Source organism: Coprococcus sp. AF99-45 (assembly GCF_027663865.1).
Taxonomy (GTDB): Bacteria; Bacillota; Clostridia; order Lachnospirales; family Lachnospiraceae; genus Allocoprococcus; species Allocoprococcus comes.
Genome location: NZ_JAQDGZ010000006.1, coordinates 1 through 18,376, shown reverse-complemented (window position 1 = coordinate 18,376; position 18,376 = coordinate 1). Strand labels below are relative to the sequence as shown.

Annotated in this window: 16 protein-coding genes and 3 tRNA genes; 9 read left to right on the top strand and 10 right to left on the bottom strand. The window is 39.6% G+C overall.

Going from position 1 to position 18,376, the window contains the following annotated elements; translation table 11 throughout:
* Positions 1-53 precede the first annotated feature (53 nt).
* Together PGR14_RS06540 and PGR14_RS06535 are read left to right on the top strand one after the other, a co-directional pair.
* Complete coding sequence (locus PGR14_RS06540) at positions 54-239, top strand: hypothetical protein (RefSeq protein ID WP_055261599.1); 186 nt, start codon at positions 54-56, stop codon at positions 237-239.
* A 2-nt stretch (positions 240-241) separates the two neighbouring features.
* Positions 242-592 (top strand): TnpV protein, encoded by a 351-nt coding sequence (locus PGR14_RS06535; protein ID WP_055261601.1) that lies wholly within the window; start codon positions 242-244, stop codon positions 590-592.
* Positions 593-792: 200 nt separating this feature from the next.
* Here PGR14_RS06535 and PGR14_RS06530 read toward each other — a convergent pair whose 3' ends face one another.
* The 5 genes from PGR14_RS06530 to PGR14_RS06510 are packed head-to-tail and all read right to left on the bottom strand — an operon-like array spanning position 793 to position 8,106.
* On the bottom strand, positions 793-1,710 hold the full coding sequence (locus PGR14_RS06530; RefSeq protein ID WP_055297160.1) for a hypothetical protein: 918 nt from the start codon (positions 1,708-1,710) through the stop codon (positions 793-795).
* A 12-nt stretch (positions 1,711-1,722) separates the two neighbouring features.
* The gene (locus PGR14_RS06525; protein ID WP_055297158.1) at positions 1,723-5,139 is read right to left on the bottom strand and encodes a type I restriction endonuclease subunit R; all 3,417 of its coding nucleotides are present in this window, start codon (positions 5,137-5,139) and stop codon (positions 1,723-1,725) included.
* A 16-nt stretch (positions 5,140-5,155) separates the two neighbouring features.
* Positions 5,156-6,283 carry a restriction endonuclease subunit S gene (locus PGR14_RS06520; protein ID WP_055261603.1) on the bottom strand — a complete coding sequence of 376 codons (1,128 nt, stop codon included), beginning with the start codon at positions 6,281-6,283 and terminating at the stop codon, positions 5,156-5,158.
* Positions 6,270-7,874, bottom strand: coding sequence for an N-6 DNA methylase (locus tag PGR14_RS06515; RefSeq protein ID WP_055261605.1), 1,605 nt, complete (start codon positions 7,872-7,874; stop codon positions 6,270-6,272). Before PGR14_RS06515 ends, PGR14_RS06520 begins: the two co-directional genes overlap by 14 nt.
* Positions 7,875-7,878: 4 nt before the next feature.
* A complete protein-coding gene (locus PGR14_RS06510) occupies positions 7,879-8,106 on the bottom strand; it encodes a helix-turn-helix domain-containing protein (protein WP_055261607.1) in 228 nt (75 codons plus the stop codon).
* A 555-nt stretch (positions 8,107-8,661) separates the two neighbouring features.
* On the opposite strand from PGR14_RS06510, the gene PGR14_RS06505 reads away from it, so the two are divergent.
* The 4 genes from PGR14_RS06505 (at position 8,662) to PGR14_RS06490 (ending at position 11,881) form a co-directional block, all read left to right on the top strand.
* Positions 8,662-8,997 carry a replication initiator protein A gene (locus PGR14_RS06505; RefSeq protein WP_055261611.1) on the top strand — a complete coding sequence of 112 codons (336 nt, stop codon included), beginning with the start codon at positions 8,662-8,664 and terminating at the stop codon, positions 8,995-8,997.
* Between the two features lie 96 nt (positions 8,998-9,093).
* Positions 9,094-9,927, top strand: a complete 834-nt coding sequence (locus PGR14_RS06500) for a ParB/RepB/Spo0J family partition protein (protein ID WP_055261613.1) — start codon at positions 9,094-9,096, stop codon at positions 9,925-9,927.
* Positions 9,924-10,097, top strand: a complete 174-nt coding sequence (locus PGR14_RS06495; RefSeq protein WP_172680494.1) for a transposon-encoded TnpW family protein — start codon at positions 9,924-9,926, stop codon at positions 10,095-10,097. Before PGR14_RS06500 ends, PGR14_RS06495 begins: the two co-directional genes overlap by 4 nt.
* A gap of 86 nt (positions 10,098-10,183) precedes the next feature.
* Positions 10,184-11,881 carry a recombinase family protein gene (locus PGR14_RS06490; RefSeq protein WP_055261615.1) on the top strand — a complete coding sequence of 566 codons (1,698 nt, stop codon included), beginning with the start codon at positions 10,184-10,186 and terminating at the stop codon, positions 11,879-11,881.
* Positions 11,882-11,996: 115 nt separating this feature from the next.
* On the opposite strand, the gene PGR14_RS06485 is transcribed toward PGR14_RS06490, so the two are convergent.
* The 5 genes from PGR14_RS06485 to PGR14_RS06465 form a co-directional block, all read right to left on the bottom strand.
* On the bottom strand, positions 11,997-14,570 hold the full coding sequence (locus PGR14_RS06485; RefSeq protein WP_172679842.1) for a YfhO family protein: 2,574 nt from the start codon (positions 14,568-14,570) through the stop codon (positions 11,997-11,999).
* Positions 14,557-15,513: a glycosyltransferase family 2 protein gene (locus PGR14_RS06480; RefSeq protein ID WP_055247604.1), complete on the bottom strand. Its 957-nt coding sequence runs from the start codon at positions 15,511-15,513 to the stop codon at positions 14,557-14,559. The genes PGR14_RS06485 and PGR14_RS06480 overlap by 14 nt, the downstream gene beginning before the upstream one ends.
* A 158-nt stretch (positions 15,514-15,671) precedes the next feature.
* The gene (locus PGR14_RS06475) at positions 15,672-15,845 is read right to left on the bottom strand and encodes a hypothetical protein (protein WP_055247602.1); all 174 of its coding nucleotides are present in this window, start codon (positions 15,843-15,845) and stop codon (positions 15,672-15,674) included.
* A 27-nt stretch (positions 15,846-15,872) separates the two neighbouring features.
* Positions 15,873-17,219: a permease prefix domain 1-containing protein gene (locus PGR14_RS06470; protein WP_270223164.1), complete on the bottom strand. Its 1,347-nt coding sequence runs from the start codon at positions 17,217-17,219 to the stop codon at positions 15,873-15,875.
* Complete coding sequence (locus PGR14_RS06465) at positions 17,206-17,547, bottom strand: PadR family transcriptional regulator (protein WP_055156014.1); 342 nt, start codon at positions 17,545-17,547, stop codon at positions 17,206-17,208. Before PGR14_RS06465 ends, PGR14_RS06470 begins: the two co-directional genes overlap by 14 nt.
* A gap of 504 nt (positions 17,548-18,051) precedes the next feature.
* On the opposite strand from PGR14_RS06465, the gene PGR14_RS06460 reads away from it, so the two are divergent.
* The 3 genes from PGR14_RS06460 to PGR14_RS06450 all read left to right on the top strand — a co-directional run bounded on the left by PGR14_RS06460 (position 18,052) and on the right by PGR14_RS06450 (position 18,333).
* Positions 18,052-18,123: transfer RNA gene (locus PGR14_RS06460), tRNA-Asp, on the top strand.
* A gap of 35 nt (positions 18,124-18,158) precedes the next feature.
* Positions 18,159-18,231: transfer RNA gene (locus PGR14_RS06455), tRNA-Thr, on the top strand.
* A 28-nt stretch (positions 18,232-18,259) separates the two neighbouring features.
* A tRNA-Ile gene (locus PGR14_RS06450) sits at positions 18,260-18,333 on the top strand.
* The last annotated feature ends 43 nt before the right edge of the window (positions 18,334-18,376 follow it).

Genomic DNA, 18,376 nt, shown 5'->3' with positions numbered 1-18,376 from the left:
CATTTGCAATTTAAAAATCAGCCGAGTAGAATATAGTCAAGGAGGGATTCGCAATGAGAACTATCAAATACCATCTTGCACTGACCGATAACGGATACAGTTTAATCATCAATTCACTAAATAACCTGAGAAACGACTTAATCGCACAAGGCAGATATACCGATGCAGTCGATGATGTGCTTGTGGAGTTTATCGGTGCAAAGAAAAAGAATTTCAAAATAATTTATCAGGAGGGCTGATTATGAATGTGCAGTATGAACAGCAAGGCAATTATCTTATCCCTTGCATAAGAACCAAGGAGCAAGAAGAAATACATTTAGGCGTTTTGGCAAACCGTCACAGACAATATCTAAAGCAGAACCATAAGGTGCGATATTATAATCTTCTGACGAGAGAAAGGCTCTATGATTATCTTGACGGTGTCGAGTGTCAAGCAGAAGATTTATTTGAACAGACAGTAAAATCACTTGCCGAAAAGGAGCAAGTTACAGAAAAACTCAAAGCAATGAATATGATGTTATGGGTGCAAAAGATGAATAATATTCGCAACCGAGCAACAGAAATCGTTAATGAACAAGTGATTTATAGATGAGGAAAAGGCATAACTTACGGAGAAAATTTCCGTAGGTTGTGCCTTAATTTTATTTGTGAGATTAGATTGTATAATCTTAGCGAGCAGACCATTTGGTTATCCAAACGGTAAAATGCTCATTAGGGACACCCTAATACCCGGATAATAATTTTTGCTTAGCGGTTACGCACACTCCATTACCAAATTTCAAAATACGAATTCTACTTTTCGTTGTTATTGAAAAATGTTTTACCGGAAACAGGTATTGCTTTTGGTTCAACATATTCGATTCTATATATTTTGCATCTAAATTTTTCTAATGAAGCATCAATATCATCAAAAACATTTTGAAATATTGAAACATTAGTATACCCTTGGAGATTTTTCTCTTTTGACAAAAAGTATTTCTGATTAAGTTCAGATACTTTTAAAATACATACTGGAAAATTGCCATTTCCATCTTTTAATAGATTAAAATGGTATACTTCGTTTCGAAACTGATAAACAATTTTTCTCAACTTATCATATATTTGCTCATATGCTTTTTGTCGAATACATTTGTTAGCTATAATAAAATCCAAGTTCCCGTATGCGTTGTCAAGATTTCCCAATTCAACCATTGATGCCTCTCGATAACTGTCCATGCATTGAAGGAAAACTTCTTTGTAACCAGCCATATTCGAATCATATAGATGAGTTAATTCCTTGTTATCATCAGTATTTTCATCAAAAGGAATGGGAATGTTTTCTTTATACCAAGAAATCAAATTTTCCTTTGCATTAACTGATATTTTTTCATCATTACTTAAAAGATGAAATTTTTCCTTCAATGCATTTGAATCGTCTTCATGTATTGCATCAACAATTAAATTTATAGGCGCATCCACATCAAGATATTTTATCTTTTTTAATTCATTTAATACCTTGGTTGCCTGAAGCCAAAATTCTTCCATTGCTTTTCGTCTTTCAACATAATATTCTGTTAATGACATTATAAAGCCAAGAGCAGCTCCGCCGAAAATTGCCATAGATATGTCATAAGTTATACAATTACTATTCTTGCCAATGATAAAGGCAAGAACTAATGACAAGGCTGTAATAATCAATGTAATAATAGTTAGCCATTTTTTTGCTTTCATTTCAGTTCCTCATCAATTCTCCGATTTATTTCCATATGGAATGATATCTTCCGCTACCATAGATACAGTACGAGATTGTGGAAATGTATAAGTAGTAGCCATAGGCATATCGGAATTTTCTTCAAAATTCTCTACTTGTTCCATAACTTTCGTAAAAACCTCTGGACTATATTGAGGTGGATAGCCGTTCTTTACGAGACAAATTTTAATATCAAGTTTGAGCTGATTGCGTACATTTTGGTTGTTAAGCCAATCAGAAAAAGAAGATTTTGTATCAATTATCTCTTTCACTTTTTTAGCAAGAATTTTACATTTATCATTTACAATCATACCACCAATTTCTTTATCCTCGCCATATTCAAAATTATACTGGTCTCGTAAGGATACTAAAATATCGTAAAATGCTTTTTCCTCAAAGGTTAAACCAATTTTACGGAAACTTTCACGGCTTTCGTTCATTTGACGGAGTATCTGTAATGCTTGTTCCGTGGCATTTTTAATAATATCTTCAGATGCCTGTTCTTGTGTAGCTCCAGCTTCTTCTGCACTAATATGTTTTCGTCTTTCATGATATATAGCAATCGTTTCTTCAAGCATTTCCTGATAAGTCTTTGCAACAATCTTGTTAATCTTACTGTATTCTTTAATCTGCTTGCGAATCATTTTTATAAGTAGCTCTAGCTTGGTGGCAGGCATTTTTACATCAGAAAGCTTTTCAAAATACTCCGGGCTAAAGATATCCTCTTCCTCCCCAGCATCAAGGACACTCTCCACTTGATTGTAACGTAATGCCTCGTCGACCATTTTAGAAACAGCACGATTCATACTGTCTGTATCAAGCTCAGTTGTACCACTCATTTTGCGAACAAAACCAGCAATTGCCATAAAGCATTGTGCCAAAGCGGATTCACTGTCAGATAAATCGCCAGATGGTTGAGCAATATCGTAGCCAAGACGCATTCTTCTAACAGTCTTTAAAAAATAGGTTTTAAATGATACCTTTTGTGTACCGTTTTTACCTTCAGAATTTAATTCCTCTGTAGAAGAAAACACGTACTCCGCAGCTTTGGCAAGCAAGCAATAACGTTCTACAGGATCTCCGTTCGGATTTAAAAATGGTTTCAAATCGTATCCGGTAAACATAGTCTTTAAAATTTCAAGTTCTTCTCTAAAAACTTGGGTAGCCTGTTCTACATCATCCTCGGTGGGTGCAACAGATGTATCTCCGCCATAAATTTTCATAGCTTCACGCATATTATCACGGATTCCGATATAGTCAATGACCATACCAAATTTCTTTCCCGGATAAACCCTATTAACACGACTAATTGTTTGAATAAGCAGATGTTTTTTTAGAGGCTTATCATTATATAGATACGTAAGACTTGGCACATCAAAACCAGTAATCCACATATCAACAACAATAACTATACGGAAGTTGGATTTTTCCTGCTTAAAGGCAGCATCTAATTCCTTTGAACGTCTATCATTTTTTACACCGCCAAGGTAATTATACATTTCTTTCTCATCATTGCTGCCAACACTGGCAACCATAGCCATAAACGGCATAGGTTTTAATTCATCAAGTTCTTCCTTTGTAGCTTCTATGCCATCGGGAATTTTCTTTTCTTCAAACCATTCTGGATATTTATCTCTAAATTTTCTGAGTAACTCATAAGCAATTTTTCTGTTAGAACAAACAATCATCGCTTTTTGTATTCTGTCAGGTTCTTTATCGCAAGCAGATACATAATGGTCATGAATATCTACAGCAAGACGTTCCAAACGGGAAGGCTCTCCAAGAATAATTTCCATGGAACTCATAGCTTTTTTACTTGCTTCAATATCTTCCTCGGTAGCACCATCATCAGCACAAGTTTTATAATAAGCCTCAATTTCTTTTACTTTTTTGGTATCTAAAAGGACTTTCGCAATTCTCGGATGATATTTGATAGATACAGTTAATCCATCTGCAACAGCTTGGTCCATCGTATAACGGTCAATCTCATCACCAAAAGTTTGATAAGTTTCTGCAATAGGAGTACCGGTAAATCCAACAAATGTGGCATGTGGAAATGCTTCTTTTAACACCTTTGCATATGGCTTAGAAACCATAGCTTTCATGTTTTCATCAGCATCTTTACTAAACTGAATTTTTCTTGAATGCTCTAACTGCGTTCTATGTGCTTCGTCAGAAAAACAAATAATATTATGTCGGTCGTTAATGAGACCAATTTTATCTTCCTTACGGTCGCAAAATTTCTGGATGGTGCAAATATAAAAACCGCCGCTTTCTCTGCTGCCAAGTTCTTGTCTGAGGTTATTTCTGCTTTTAACTATGGAAACTTCACCGAGGTTTAAAAATTCTTTGCTCTTGGCAAATAGCTTAATTCCCTGTTCCTGAAGTTCATCACGGTCAACAATCATAACGATAGTCGGAGAGCCAATTTCAGGAATATCACTGCAACGCAAGGCAAGCTGTCTGGCAAGAAACGCCATAGTATATGTTTTTCCGCATCCGGTTGCACCAAAATATGTACCACCTTTTCCTGTTTGCTCCATAACGGATTTTATAATACTCTGTTTAAGCAGTCTTACAGCAAAGAACTGCGGATAACGGCAAACAATTTCACGTTCATCACAATCGAAAATTTCATCTTGAAAATAAATGTAATCACGGAATATTTCCAAGAAACGCTCAGGTGCATACACACCCTTAATCATAGTTTCGGTTTCTGCAAAAGGCATGGTAGAAATCTTATCAGCATCGTTTACACGCCTCCAAGCATAGAAATGTTCATAAGGTGTGCGTACCGTTCCTAATCTTGTTTTAACTCCATCAGAGATACACGCTAAAGGGCAATAATGTAGCAAATGCGGAATATCACGCCAGTAGCGAATGGTGATCTGCTCCCATGCGTCATAAATTGTAGAATGAGAATCGGCAGGATTCTTTAATTCGATAATGCATAGTGGCATGCCATTTACATACAAAAGCACATCCGGTCGGCGGTTTTCACGTTGTCCGTTATTTATATAGTCTACTGTTAGCTGATTTACTACATGAAATATATTGTTTTCTGGTGTTTCAAAATCAATAAGAGTAACCTGTATTGGTAAACCACTTTGCGGTGTGAATTGAATACCGTCAACCATCCATTTATAGACCTTATGCAAAGTGGCAAAATCACTCTCTGCACCGACAAGGCGAACAGTATCATAAATTTGCTCAATTTCTTCTTCCAACAAGTCTGTATTTGCTTTTGTAATAAATGCTCTGAAATCATCTGCAATAAGCACGTCTCTGTAACAGCGTTTAATCTTATTTCCCGGCAGATACGTCCAACCAACCGACTGCAAAAAAGCGATGAAAGCACTTTCATATTCCGACTCGCAGTAGCGACCGTTATAGTTTTTCAGCTTTGCCATGTGCCTACGCCTCCTTTCAACCCTGTGTTTCTTCGATAGAGCCTTTGATCAGTATCGGACACAGGTCTTTGATCTGGGTTTTCAGTTTCTCGTTAATTTCCTTGCGGGTCAGATAGGCTTCGTAAATATTTACAATATCCTGCTGAATCTCAATCGAGGGAATCGGAATCCGCACATCACACATTTCGTCCCAATCAAAGGTTTCTCTGGCACTGCCCCAGGAATGGAAACGAGCGTAGCGGTCAAATTCATCACGACAAATATAGAGCATCAAAAATTCAGGCAATAGGTATCGTGTATCCGTCTTAAAAACCGTTGAAATAGAAGATACAAGAAAGGTTTCCTCTGTTCGATTAAATCCAAGCGACATTTTATCGCCTCTGCGCGAGGTATCCGAAACATACGCAATATAGCGCGGTGGTACAGTTTTATAATTCGATACACTTACACCATTCATATTTGCTTTTGTTTCAATCATGTCCTTGGATACCGATAAGCCACGCACTGAATCGGCTGAAAGATTAAGTGTATTCCTTTCATCTGACGGCATGAGGTACTTTCCGATTGCAACAGAAGGTGTGTTTCTTCGCAGTTCTTCGATATACGCATCACAAGTCAGTTTCAAATCCTCCAGCCCACGCTCATAGCTTTGCTGGTTGGCAAGCATTGCATTATAGACATCCACATACTTCTGCTGAATGTCGAGGGGTGGGAGGTCGATTTCTATGTCGCACATTTCGCTCCAATCGAAGGTTTCTCTTGCTGAACCCCATGAATTAAAACGTGAATATCTGTCGAATTCGGGGCGATTAAAGTACATAAAGAGATAGTCAGCATCCAGCAAATCCACTCTGGTTACCCTAAATACAGTGTAAATTGACGAAATTAAAATTTCATTTTTCGTACTGTTGAAAGCAAGTGCAATTTTATCTCCTCTTCTTGATGTGTCTGCAACATAAGCAAATTCACCATGCTTGACTACTTTATATGAAGTCAAGCTGACACCATTAAGATTCGCTTTAGTTGCTATAAATGATTTTTCAGTAGATATTCCTCTTACATCATCAGCAAGATAATCATTTTTTGTATTTCTCTCATCACACTGTTCAATCAGTTCTCCCAGCCTGTATTTACTCAATTCCATAGCCAATCCCCCTGAATGCATCTTCCAGCATCTGCTGGGATTTCTTTTCCTGCTTCATGACCTCCTGCATTTCCGACTGGATACGGGACATTTCCTTTTCGTAGTCAATTTCCAGGTCGTGGTCGATAAATTCAATGTATTTGCTCGGGGTCAGCGCCCAGTTATTCTGCTCGATCTCCGCAATGCCCACACTGCGGTACAGCTCAGGCACTTCGTAGTTTTTGCCGTCTGTTCCCTCGCTCTGCCATGTGTGATAAATGTCGGCAGCTCTTTCAATCTGCGCAGTATCAAGCATTACCTTCTTCTTGCTTTCGCCCTTTACCGGATTTTCTGTCCATGTACGCAAATCCATAAAGAGAATTTCATGCTCACGGTTACGCAAATTTCTGCCGTGGTATTTGCCACCCTTTTTATTCTGATTTAAAATCCAAAGAGTAACGCTGATATCGGTTGTAATAAACAATTCTCTCGGCAAAACGATAATCGCTTCCACCTTATCATTCTGTATCAGTTTTTTGCGGATTTCCAATGTGTCACTGTCGTTCAGTGCGCCGTTGGCAAGCAGGAAACCAGCCACGCCGGACTGCTTTTTCAGGTGCGAGAGGATATGTAGAATCCACGCATAGTTGCCGTTGCTCTCCGGCGGCGTCTGGTAATCCGCCCAGCGAGGGTCATGCTCCAAGGTACTGTCATACCAGCTTTTGAGGTTAAATGGCGGATTTGCCATAATGTAATCGAAGTACAACCCCTTGTGCAGGTCATTCAGAAAGCTGGAATCACTGGTTTCGCCAAGGTTATGGCTGATGCCGCGCAAGGCAAGGTTCATTTTTGCAAGACGATATGTTGCAGGTTCTTTTTCCTGCCCATATACATTGATACGGTTAATATCGCCTTGTTTAGATTTTACGAGTGCAGCACTTTGAATAAACATACCACCAGAACCACAGCAAGGGTCATACAGCGTGCCATCATACGGTTCAATCATAGTTGCAATTAGCTGTACAACATCGTGCGGTGTATAGAACTCGCCCTCCTCCTTGGTGGCATTGACCGCGAATTCTTTCAGAAAGTATTCGTATACGCGACCGATCAGGTCTTTTTCTTCTCCGAACTTCTTATGGCTGATTTTATTGACTTCATCAATCAGTTTTTTGATATCATTCGGTGCAAGATTGCGTGTAGTAAATGTACCTTCCACAAAGCACCCTTTTAATTGCTTAGAACTGGCAGCAATACTATGAAGTGCATTGTCTAATGCAACATTAAGCTTTGGTGCAGGAGTATTGATAATGGTAGACCATCTTGCTTCAGGTGGAAGATTATATGTGCCGTCCGCAAAGGTGGCATCGTCAAAGAATGCTGCACGAATATTTTCATCATCCGGGTCAAGCCCTTGTTCAATTAAGATTTGGCGTAATTTTTCAATACCATCCTCATATTTTTCTCCGATAAATCTTAAAAATACCAGTGTCAGCATCATATCACGTTTTTCAAAAAATGAACCCGAATTACGTGCTGCACGTAAGATATCTCTACATTTAAAAAGAATTGAATCGAGATTGATTGTATCCTCTGTCTTTTTCTTTGCCATAATTTTAGTTGTCCTTTCCCAAAATGTTCCATTGTTCTTCCAAAGCGGTAAAGTCAATACCATGAATATCACAAAAATCTTTAAGCTTTTTCATAGCAGCCATATTCGGTTTGCTTTTGCCACCTTCCCAACGGTTTATTGATGAAAAGGAAACTCCAATTTCTCTCCCAAAAGCTTCTTGAGACAGAAAATATTTTTTACGAATTTTCTTTATTTCGTCTGAATAACTCATGTTTTATCTCCTAATAATTCTATGTCAATGATATAGCATTATTATAGCAGAAAATAATATGGATTTCTGCCCATCTGTACTTTTTTACAGATGGGTCTTTATTTTTACAAAACAAGGGGGCAAAACGCAAAGAAATTTCTAATAAGTGAAGGAATAAATTTTATAAGAGTTCAAGGAACCCCCTGATGGTTTATGCGCTGAAAAGTATTTTTCTTTTTAATTATCCGATTTGGGTGTGCATTTTGACACCCTTTGTCCAAATGAGTGAAAGGAGTTTTTACAATGCCAAGATTGTCAAAAAAGCAAAAACAGGAATGGGATTTTTTCGTAAATCCCAAAACAGGCAGATGAACATACAACAAGTTTGGCAGAAAATGTCATAACGATTGCAAACAAAGTTATCGTGTCATTATTGTTTACTGCCGCAAATTCAAGGCAAAAAGGAGCGTAATTACAAAAAATGATAAATAACACTTACCAAGAATTTCAAAGCTCATACAAGCGAAAAAATTACTGATTTCTGCACCAAATCAATACAGAAACGGAGGTGATACAGTGAACAAATATTTCAAAATATCGGACGCCAAAAACTTTGCTTTCTACAAAGTGCCTAAAGCGTTATTTGAAGAAAAGTACAAATCGGTTTCAACAGATGCAAAAATGCTGTACGGTCTTTTGCTTGACCGAATGTATCTGTCCGTCAAAAACGGTTGGATAGATAAGCAAGGCAGAGCGTATCAATATTTCACAATAAAATCCGTTCAGGAAAAACTGCATTTCGGTCACGAAAAAATATGCAGATTGTTTTCAGAACTCGAAACAGCAGACTTAATATTACGCAAAAGACAAGGTCAAGGCAAGCCGAACATGATCTATTTAAAACAATTCTGATTTTCGGTTTTCTTGATTTCCGAATACCGGAAAGTATTAAGACTTATAGAATAAGACATTACCTGCCGAAAAGAAAAACATATAGGAGATAACTAAATGATACAGATAATAGATATAGACTTGCTTGTTCCGTTTGAAAATCATCCGTTTAAGGAAAGAAGCGGAATTGAGCAACAAGAATTAACAGAAAGCATAAAAGAAAACGGATTGCTTGAACCAATAATTGTCCGTCCTTTTCCGGCAGGTAAGTACGAAATTATCAGCGGACACAGACGAGTTGAAGCCTGCAAAGCGTTGGGGATAACGAGGATACCCATGACAATAAAAGAACTTACAAAAGACGAGGCAATTGTACAAATGGTGGACTCAAATATACACCGTGAGCATATCTTGCCAAGCGAAAAAGCCTTTGCATACAAAATGAAATTAGAAGCTTTGAAACACCAAGGCAAGACTTCGTGCCAACTTGGCACAAAGTTAAGGACAGATGAAAAAATTGCAGAAACCGTCAATGATAGTGCAAGGCAAATACAACGATATATCCGCCTGACATGCTTAATACCCGAACTACTTAAACTGGTTGACGAAGAAAAAATATCTTTTACTCCTGCGGTTGAAATTTCATATCTGTCGGAGTATGAGCAAAGAACATTGCTTGACCAAATAGAATTTACCGACGCTACGCCGTCATTATCACAGGCACAGCGATTAAGAAAATTCAGTGAACAAGGCAGATATTCAACCGATGTTGCGTTTGCCGTTTTGTGCGAAGAAAAGCCCAATCAAAAAGAACAAGTCCGATTTATGGAAGATGATATACGCAAATATTTTCCGAAAAACTACACCAAATCCGATATGCAAAAGACAATTATTTCACTGCTTGAAAAATGGCAGAAACAAAGAGAAAGAAACAGGAGGAACGAGCGATGACAGATAAAAACAATTCAATATATGCACCATATTTTGAAACGAATGATGAACCGTTCTTTATGAAAATAGGCAACACAACTTACGAAGTTAGCACACATTTTAATCCCAATGGCAGAGAAAATGTGCTTCAGCAATTTCAGAAACTGATATTGCCTGAAAAGCCAATTTGATATTCACACACTATCCAAAAGACACAGGGCGTAATAAAATAAATATATCTTTGTTATGCCCTGTTGTCGGAAAGGAGCGTAAAATTATGACAACAGAAACAAACGATGAGCTCATCACTGCCCTTTATTGCAGATTATCTGTCGAGGATGAAAAAGATAAAAGGGTATCCGATGATGAATCAAACAGTATAAGTAATCAGAAACAAATCTTGCTTGATTATTGTAAAAAGCACGGCTTCAAAAATACAATGTTCTTTGTAGATGATGGGATTTCCGGTACAAGTTTTGAAAGAAGTGATTTTCAGCGTATGCAAAGAATGGCTGAGGAAGGTAAGATTTGTAGGATTATTGTAAAAGACCTTTCCCGCTTCGGCAGAGAACAGGTTGAAGCCGGAAGACTTACACAAATTGTATATCCTTCCTTAGGTATCACATTTATTTCCATTCAGGAAAATGTAAACAGCACAACCGGCGACGGTATGGAAATGCTTCCGTTTTACAATATTTTTAATGAATGGTATGCTGCACAAACCTCTAAGAAAATCCGTGCTGTATGGCAATCCAAAGCGGAGCATGGTAAGCGTGTTTCTGCAACAGTTCCGTTCGGATATATGAAAAGCCCAGATAACAAAGAACAATGGATAATTGATGAACCCGCTGCCAATATTGTACGCAAAATCTATTCTTTATGTCTTGCAGGTCGAGGACCGCTACAAATTGCAAAGCAGTTAGAAAAGGAAAATATACTTATTCCATCGGCATATTATGAAAGTATCGGAAAAAAACACACACAGAAAGTGCCTTGCGATTCTTGCAAATGGGATCAGAAAACTGTTGTAAATATTCTTGAAAACAGGCAATACACCGGTTGTGCGGTAAACTTCAAAAGCACGACTGTCAGCTATAAGGTTCATAAGGTAATTCATAATCCTACTGAAGAATATCAAATTATTCCCAATATGCAAGAGCCGATTATATCTGAAGAACAGTGGCTTAGGGTACAGGAATTGAGAAAACATCGCCGCCGACCTACAGCAACAGGAAGACAAAGCTTGTTTTCAGGTTTGGTATATTGTCCTGATTGCGGAGCTAAATTACACTTTTGTGCAGCGAAAAGTCTTAAACGAAATCAAGAATTTTGGCGATGCTCAAATTACAAAAGCGGCAGAGGTGAATGCCAAATTCACTATATCAGAGATATATCGTTAGAACAGATTGTACTTGAATCTATAAGGAGCTTGGCAGATTTTGTAAAGTGCTACGAGTCCGCATTTCTGTATATGCTTGCCAAGAAAACAAATCTTGTACGACAAACGGAGAATAAAAAACTCAGATTATCAGTTGAGCGTGGTGGAAAGAGAATATCGGAAATTGACAAGTTAATTGAGAAAGTATTTGAGCAAAACGCTGCCGGAATCCTTTCGGATGAACGCTTTTCCAAATTGCTTCAAAATTATGAGTGTGAGCAAAAACGGTTACAGACAGAAATAGAAGAATGGAAAGCGGTATTAGATGATGTAGGACAGAAAGTTACCGACCTCAGGTTATTGCTACATACTCTCCGTGAAATTACAGAAATTAAGGAACTTACACCCACGCTTGTAAATACACTTATTGAACGAATTGAAGTTCATAATAACGATAAATCAAGCGGTCACTGTTATGTAAAAGTTGATGTGTATTTCACTGCTGTTGGAATGATTGATATTCCGACTGAACAAGAAATTCTTGCAATGATGGAAGAAATGCAAAAAAATCCTCAGCAGTTTCGTTTTATCGCATAATCATAAAAACGGTGCAACCCATTTCTGAGTTGCACCGTATAAGCATTAAACCAAAACATCCTTATGTGGCGTTGGCATAAGACTGTATCCTTTTTTATTTCAGAATCTTAAAGATTCACTCCGCGCATTTTTTCTTTCTTACTGCCCCTGCGATCACAATCAGAACGCCAAGACCTGTCAGTATCTTTCCGGCTGTCACTCCAGGCGCATGATACAAAATTCTGATTTTATGTTTTCCTGCTTCCAGATGAAATCCCAGAAACGCTTTATTCACTTTTTCACATTTCACCTTTACGCCATCTATCGTCATTTCAAACCCTTTATCAAACGGAATGGACGTAATGAACATTCCATCCTTCTGACTTTTGATTCTCCCCTGGATCAGATTCCCTTTCGTCTGCTCTTTATCCACCCTGAATACACTCTGATAAAGGCCGGTATCTTCATTTAATACGCCGTTATATGCACTCATATCTTTAATCGTATACTCTCCTTTTCCAAGAGATAAACGGACCGTTTTCTGCCCCTTTTCCAGTCCTACTGCATAGGTAAATACGGTATTTCTGTTATAATACACATGCTGGATTGACGAAAGTTTATTGCGCTCTCCTTCCAGGGATATTTCGATATCCTCTTTCGGTTTTTTATTTTCGATTCGAAACTGTACAAACAGAACTCCATCTTTCTCTTCCTGTTCCGGGACAGCCACTTCGAACTCCTGTTGCTTTTTCATTTTCACCTGATATCCGTTTTCAGTCGGGACAACCAGTGAAATCCCGTTATTCTTTTCCGGAATCCGAAAATCACATTTCTCTATGTCTTCTGCCAGTTTTTCTTTCACCTGTCCTGCCGATACAGTTCCGTCCTTTGTCACAGCATATCTGGTAAATACCAGCTGATTATATGGGAAATCCAGTCTGTCATATTCCGCTTCCGACATCGTCTGATCCGTCTCATAGGCAATCGGTGCTGCATTTTCATTACAGTACACATCCCCTCCCCCGGTCATCCACTTTTTCTCATATCCCGGTATATTCTGACTGGAGATCAGATATTTCACTCCCATCAGCTGTCTGAATACCGGATTCTGCGAAACCGACTGCATCAGAAAATTTCGGTACGGCTGCTCTACCTGAAAATCATTTTTACGGAAATTCTGGTAATCAGCATTATAGGAAGACGAATACAGGGATGTAATATATTGCTCACTGTTCCACACACGATTCAGATTTTCCGCATTTTCATCCTCATTTCCAACCTGCTCGACCCGGTAGAATCCACTATCTGATGTAATTGCCTTGTCCACAGCTTTCCCGATGGACCGGCTGGTATCTTCCTCATATGCTTTCCTGCTCTCCAGATTTCCACTCTTTTCCCAGGAATAGCTTCCGGTAACAATAAGGCTCAGGATCACCGGTCCCAGAACGGCTACTGTCAGATACTTCCGAATCCATGCACTATACGCTTGTGCCACGCAGATCAACAGTGTTATGACCGCATCCAGCAAAAGTAGTTTCCAAAGGACTTCGCTTTTCACATCATCCTTCTTCAGATAAATATATATGATAATTGCCAGACATGGAAGAAGCATCCAGATTCTCGCTATTTTCTGATTTTTCAGCTTCTCCAGATATTTTGCCGTAAGATAGCACAGAAGCGGCAAAAACGGGATCAGCGACTTCGGTCTGATATAAAGTGCACCATTGAGCAGATACGAAAAAAACGGAACTGTCAGCACCACCAGACAACCAAGCGACAGGATCTTCTCATAAGCCTTTTTATAAAAAAGTCCGGTCAGCAAAATAATCAGCATCAGACAGCTAAGTCCCGGTCCATATGCCCCATACAGAAATTTTTCCAAATTAATCTGCGGTGTCAGAAGCTGCCAGATATCTGTTTTTTCTCCCTTGCTTCCGCTTCTCCCGAGAAGAGCCATCGCAGTCGGCACAAGAAGAACTCCTGCAAGCATGATTGCCGTCAGAATCCTTCCTGCAAACCGCAGTCCGTCACCTAGAAATCCTTTTACCGTAATCATCTCTTCTGCCCGCTCTTTTGTCCTTGCATACCGGTAAATTCCATATAGACCAAGCGCCAGTATTCCACCGATGCTGAAATAAAAACTTGTCATGATCATCAGAAAGGTTCCGCCGATCAGCAGACCAGATTTTTTCTGTTCAAAATATCGGTCGATTCCGCAAAATGTCAGACAAAGAAATGGCATATAATTTACAAACATAATCTGATGCGACGACTGATAGATCATAGGTCCTGCAAAAAGAAACATCAGCGCTGTCATCCCGCTTACCGCAGCTGTAAATTCTCGGCTTTTCAGCCACCGGTACAAAATTATAACCGCTGCTGCCAGACAGACAATACTTGCCACCATCATATAATCCGACATCTTCACATTCGGCAGAAGATAACCGATCAAAACGACCGGACTAAACAATCCATAATAAGAAAAATTGTAAATATTCTGACCACCGCCAATATTTAATGCAAACTCAGGAAAAAACTGCCCTGTACGATAAAACTGCTGTCGGAAATATTCCGGGAACACACTGTGCTGACTGCTCCAGTCCACCTTTGCCCCGAAAATATTTCCTGCGCCTGTAGAGTACAGACAGGCGGCAACCGTAAGCAGGATCAGTGCCATTTCCCATAGCAGACCTTTTCTACGTTCTTTCATGCTTCTGCTCCTTATCATCGCTGGAATCCTTTAAAATAAAAATCGGACGTTTCTTCGTCTCAAGATAAGTCTTTGACAGATACTCCCCTACAATTCCGGTACAGAGAAGCTGTACTCCGCTGACCATGAAAATAATACAGGCAAGTGACGGCCAGCCAGATACCGGATCTCCCCAGACCAGCGTCCTTACTACGATCACTGCGATCATAATAAAGGAAAGCACGCAGAACAGTACACCCACTACCGACGCCAGTGAGAGCGGTGCCACTGAAAATCCGGTAATTCCCTCCACCGAATATTTAAACAGCTTCCACATGGACCACTTGGTTTTTCCGGCAGAGCGCTCAATATTATCGTACTGCAGCCATTTTGTACGGAATCCAACCCAGCCGAAGATTCCCTTTGAAAAACGATTATACTCGCTCATTTCCAGAACTGCCTGCACCATCTTCCGCTTCATCAGCCGGTAATCTCTCGCTCCATCTACAATCTCTGTCTTTGAAATAGCATTGACAAATTTGTAAAAGCTTTCTGACAGGAAAGAACGGATACGTGGCTCTCCGGTTCTTGTAACCCTTTTTGTCGCTACATTGTCGTATCCATCCTCCTGCAGGATCTCATACATCTCAGGTAATAGCGTCGGTGGATCCTGAAGATCTACATCCATAAGTGCAACATAATCGCCTTCCGATGCTTTCAGTCCTGCATAAATCGCAGCTTCCTTTCCAAAGTTTCTGGAAAATGAAAGATATCTGCACCTGCTGTCCTTTTCATTCAGGTCTTTCATGATACCAAGCGTCGCATCTGATGAACCATCATCTACAAAAATCAGTTCAAATACAACATCCTTCATCTCGTCCATTACACGGCACATTTCTTTATAATAAACAGGCAATGCCTCTTCTTCGTTATAACATGGTACTACTACCGAAATCTTATCCATATTCTTCACCTCGGAAGTAGAGTTTACTCTCTTTTTATTAAATATGCACATCCATTTCCCTTAATATTTTCTGAAAAATTTCTAAACAGAAAATTACACTTTGAAAAAAGTGTGCTCCGGCACTTTCCAGTCCCAGGGCACACACATTTTCCATACCTTTATTCAACAATTGTATACTGAAGTAATTCATAATGAAGGCGGCTTCCTTCCCGGATCTCTTCCGGAAGAAGTGCTCTTGCTACCATCTTTGCCTCTTCCTCTGGCAGATTGGTCCGCTTCAGCATCGCATAATCTCCATCGATTCTCTCTACAATATAATCACAAACCAGCATCTTGTTCCTCCTCTTTTTTCTTCTATCTTAGCTCACCACCGCTCTTTTTTCAACTACAAGCTCAGGAGTTACATTCTGATGCCGGTAAATACTCAGCAAAATTCCCATCAATACTGCTGAAACCATCTGGCCACTTCGTCCATATCCGAAGAACAGACACCAGGCTCCCTGACCGAACCCGGATACCCCACTGTTCGCCAGCAGTGATAACAGAAACTGAATTGCCAGAACCATCACACAGCCAAATCCCATCATCATACCAAGCTGGTTCTTCTGCTTCAGCGCGCTTCTTAAAAACCAGCACAGCAAACCGGCAATTATTGCAATACAAAGAACCATCACAAGAATTCCACAATACCCCGCAATTCCAAGCATCATATAATCCGCGGAACTGATACGGTCCCCAGTCCAAAAGTCCTCTACTCCGGTGGCGCGTCCAACTGCCATACATTTCGACAGCAGTTCCCGTACTGCCCCAAGCGTTGTTCCCTCCATCATTTGTGACTTATTCACTGCAAACATCGCCAGGATACGGCTTTTCTGATATTCCGCACCAAAGAAGAAAAAATATGCCAGTATGCCAACCGGAACTCCAACAACACTGATACCTATTCCGGTCATCACCTTTGTAACCGCAACCTGATACCATCCCTTTTCCAGTGCCAGCATCAGCATAAAGACACAGGAAAGTCCAACCGTCCCTGCCATCACAAGATCCGGACAGGTGATCAGGATCCCTGCGATAAGCAGCATCCAGACTATGGCTTTAAGAACAGCACCATATCCTTCTCCCCGGTACCTATACAACACTGCACCATACAATGGAAGAAACAGCCAGCTCATCAGCGAAAGACTTACAATGAAGCCGCCGACTCCAATCCATCTTACTGCACCGTTAATCTGAAGGGCAAAAAAATGTCTCATCAGAACCATAAACAACAGATAACTGCCTGCCAAAAGCCTTGCGTGCTTCCCGATCCAGCTGTAATCCATATAACACACCAGGATCATAACCGAAAATGCCATCGCAAGCCGGAATATCTGCCGAATTCCTGCGATATATCCATAACTTTCATTCTGTTTCAAAAAGAAAGCTGCAAACATTCCACTTAAAATCTGCATCAGAGCGATTACAAAAATTGCTTTCCATGGCATCTTCGGTCTGTGGATCTGATCCATCTCCACTCCGACTTCCACCGGGTCACCCATCTCCTCCACAGCTGCCTTCTCAGCTTCTTCTTCCTTCATCCCTTCTGCCATAAAAGCCTGCTTTTGATCTTCAATATGATCTTCTACTTCCCTTACAATAACCGGACACATTTTCTTGCAGCGGATCTGACCGGTCATCAATTCCAGATAATCACGCCGTTCCAAAACACACACCTCCGATCACCTGTAAAATAGCCTCCGAATACTCTTTCCACTCTTTCTTTTTTGCCTGATACTGCTTTTTCCCATCTCTGGTAATCCGGTAATACTTCCTCATCTTTCCGCCGGTCTCCTGCTCATATACGGTAAGCCATCCCTTTTCTTCCATAGAATGCAGTAGCGGATATAAGGTTCCCGCTTTTAGTTCAAATACATTGTTTGACTTTCCTTTCAACGTATCGATCATCTCATATCCATACATATCCTTCTCTTCCAGAAGGCTTAAGATCAAAAGAGTCGTACTCCCTGATATCAGACTTTTATCAACTGCCATTTCTTTCTCCCTCCTTATATCGATTATCTATATACTTTGTACCTTCATATTATATCGATAATCTATATATGTCAACTGTTTTGCTGAAATTTATCTCTTCTTCAGAAGTTTTTAAGATATTTCAGGATTTCTTTATCTGCCCGTCACATTCTTTCCATAATTTCCCATTATACTAAATGCATAAAGTTAAGGGACGCCGGTAATCCTATATGATATAAACTCTGTAAGATTATCAGGATGTCCGCCTAAAAAATCAGGCATATGTCTTTGACCTATACCTTTTATATATATCTTCTCTCTACTCTGCCGATACAGTTTTGTATCGGCTCTTTTTTTATCTTATAAATTTTCAGCTTTCCGACACAGATATTCCTCATTTTCTCCTTAAGCTAAAAATTTAGCCAAAAAATTTTATTTTTTTCAAAAAAACACTTGTCAAAATCATATAGTTATGCTATTATAATTTTCGGTCACTGTTATAAAACAGTTCACCAAAATAGTTTTGGCTCCGTGGTCAAGCGGTTAAGACATCGCCCTGTCACGGCGGTAACACCGGTTCGATTCCCGTCGGAGTGACTTGGTGTACGCCAATTGTATATACACAGCAATATGCCGCTGTGGCTCAATTGGCAGAGCAGCGGATTTGTAATCAGCAGGTTCTCGGTTCGAGTCCGATCATCGGCTTTTGTCCTTAGTGGGACGTATTTAATTTGGACCTTTAGCTCAGCTGGTTAGAGCAATCGGCTCATAACCGATCGGTCCCGGGTTCGAGTCCCTGAAGGTCCACTTTTTTAACAATTTCATATGGCCCGATGGCTCAGTTGGTTAG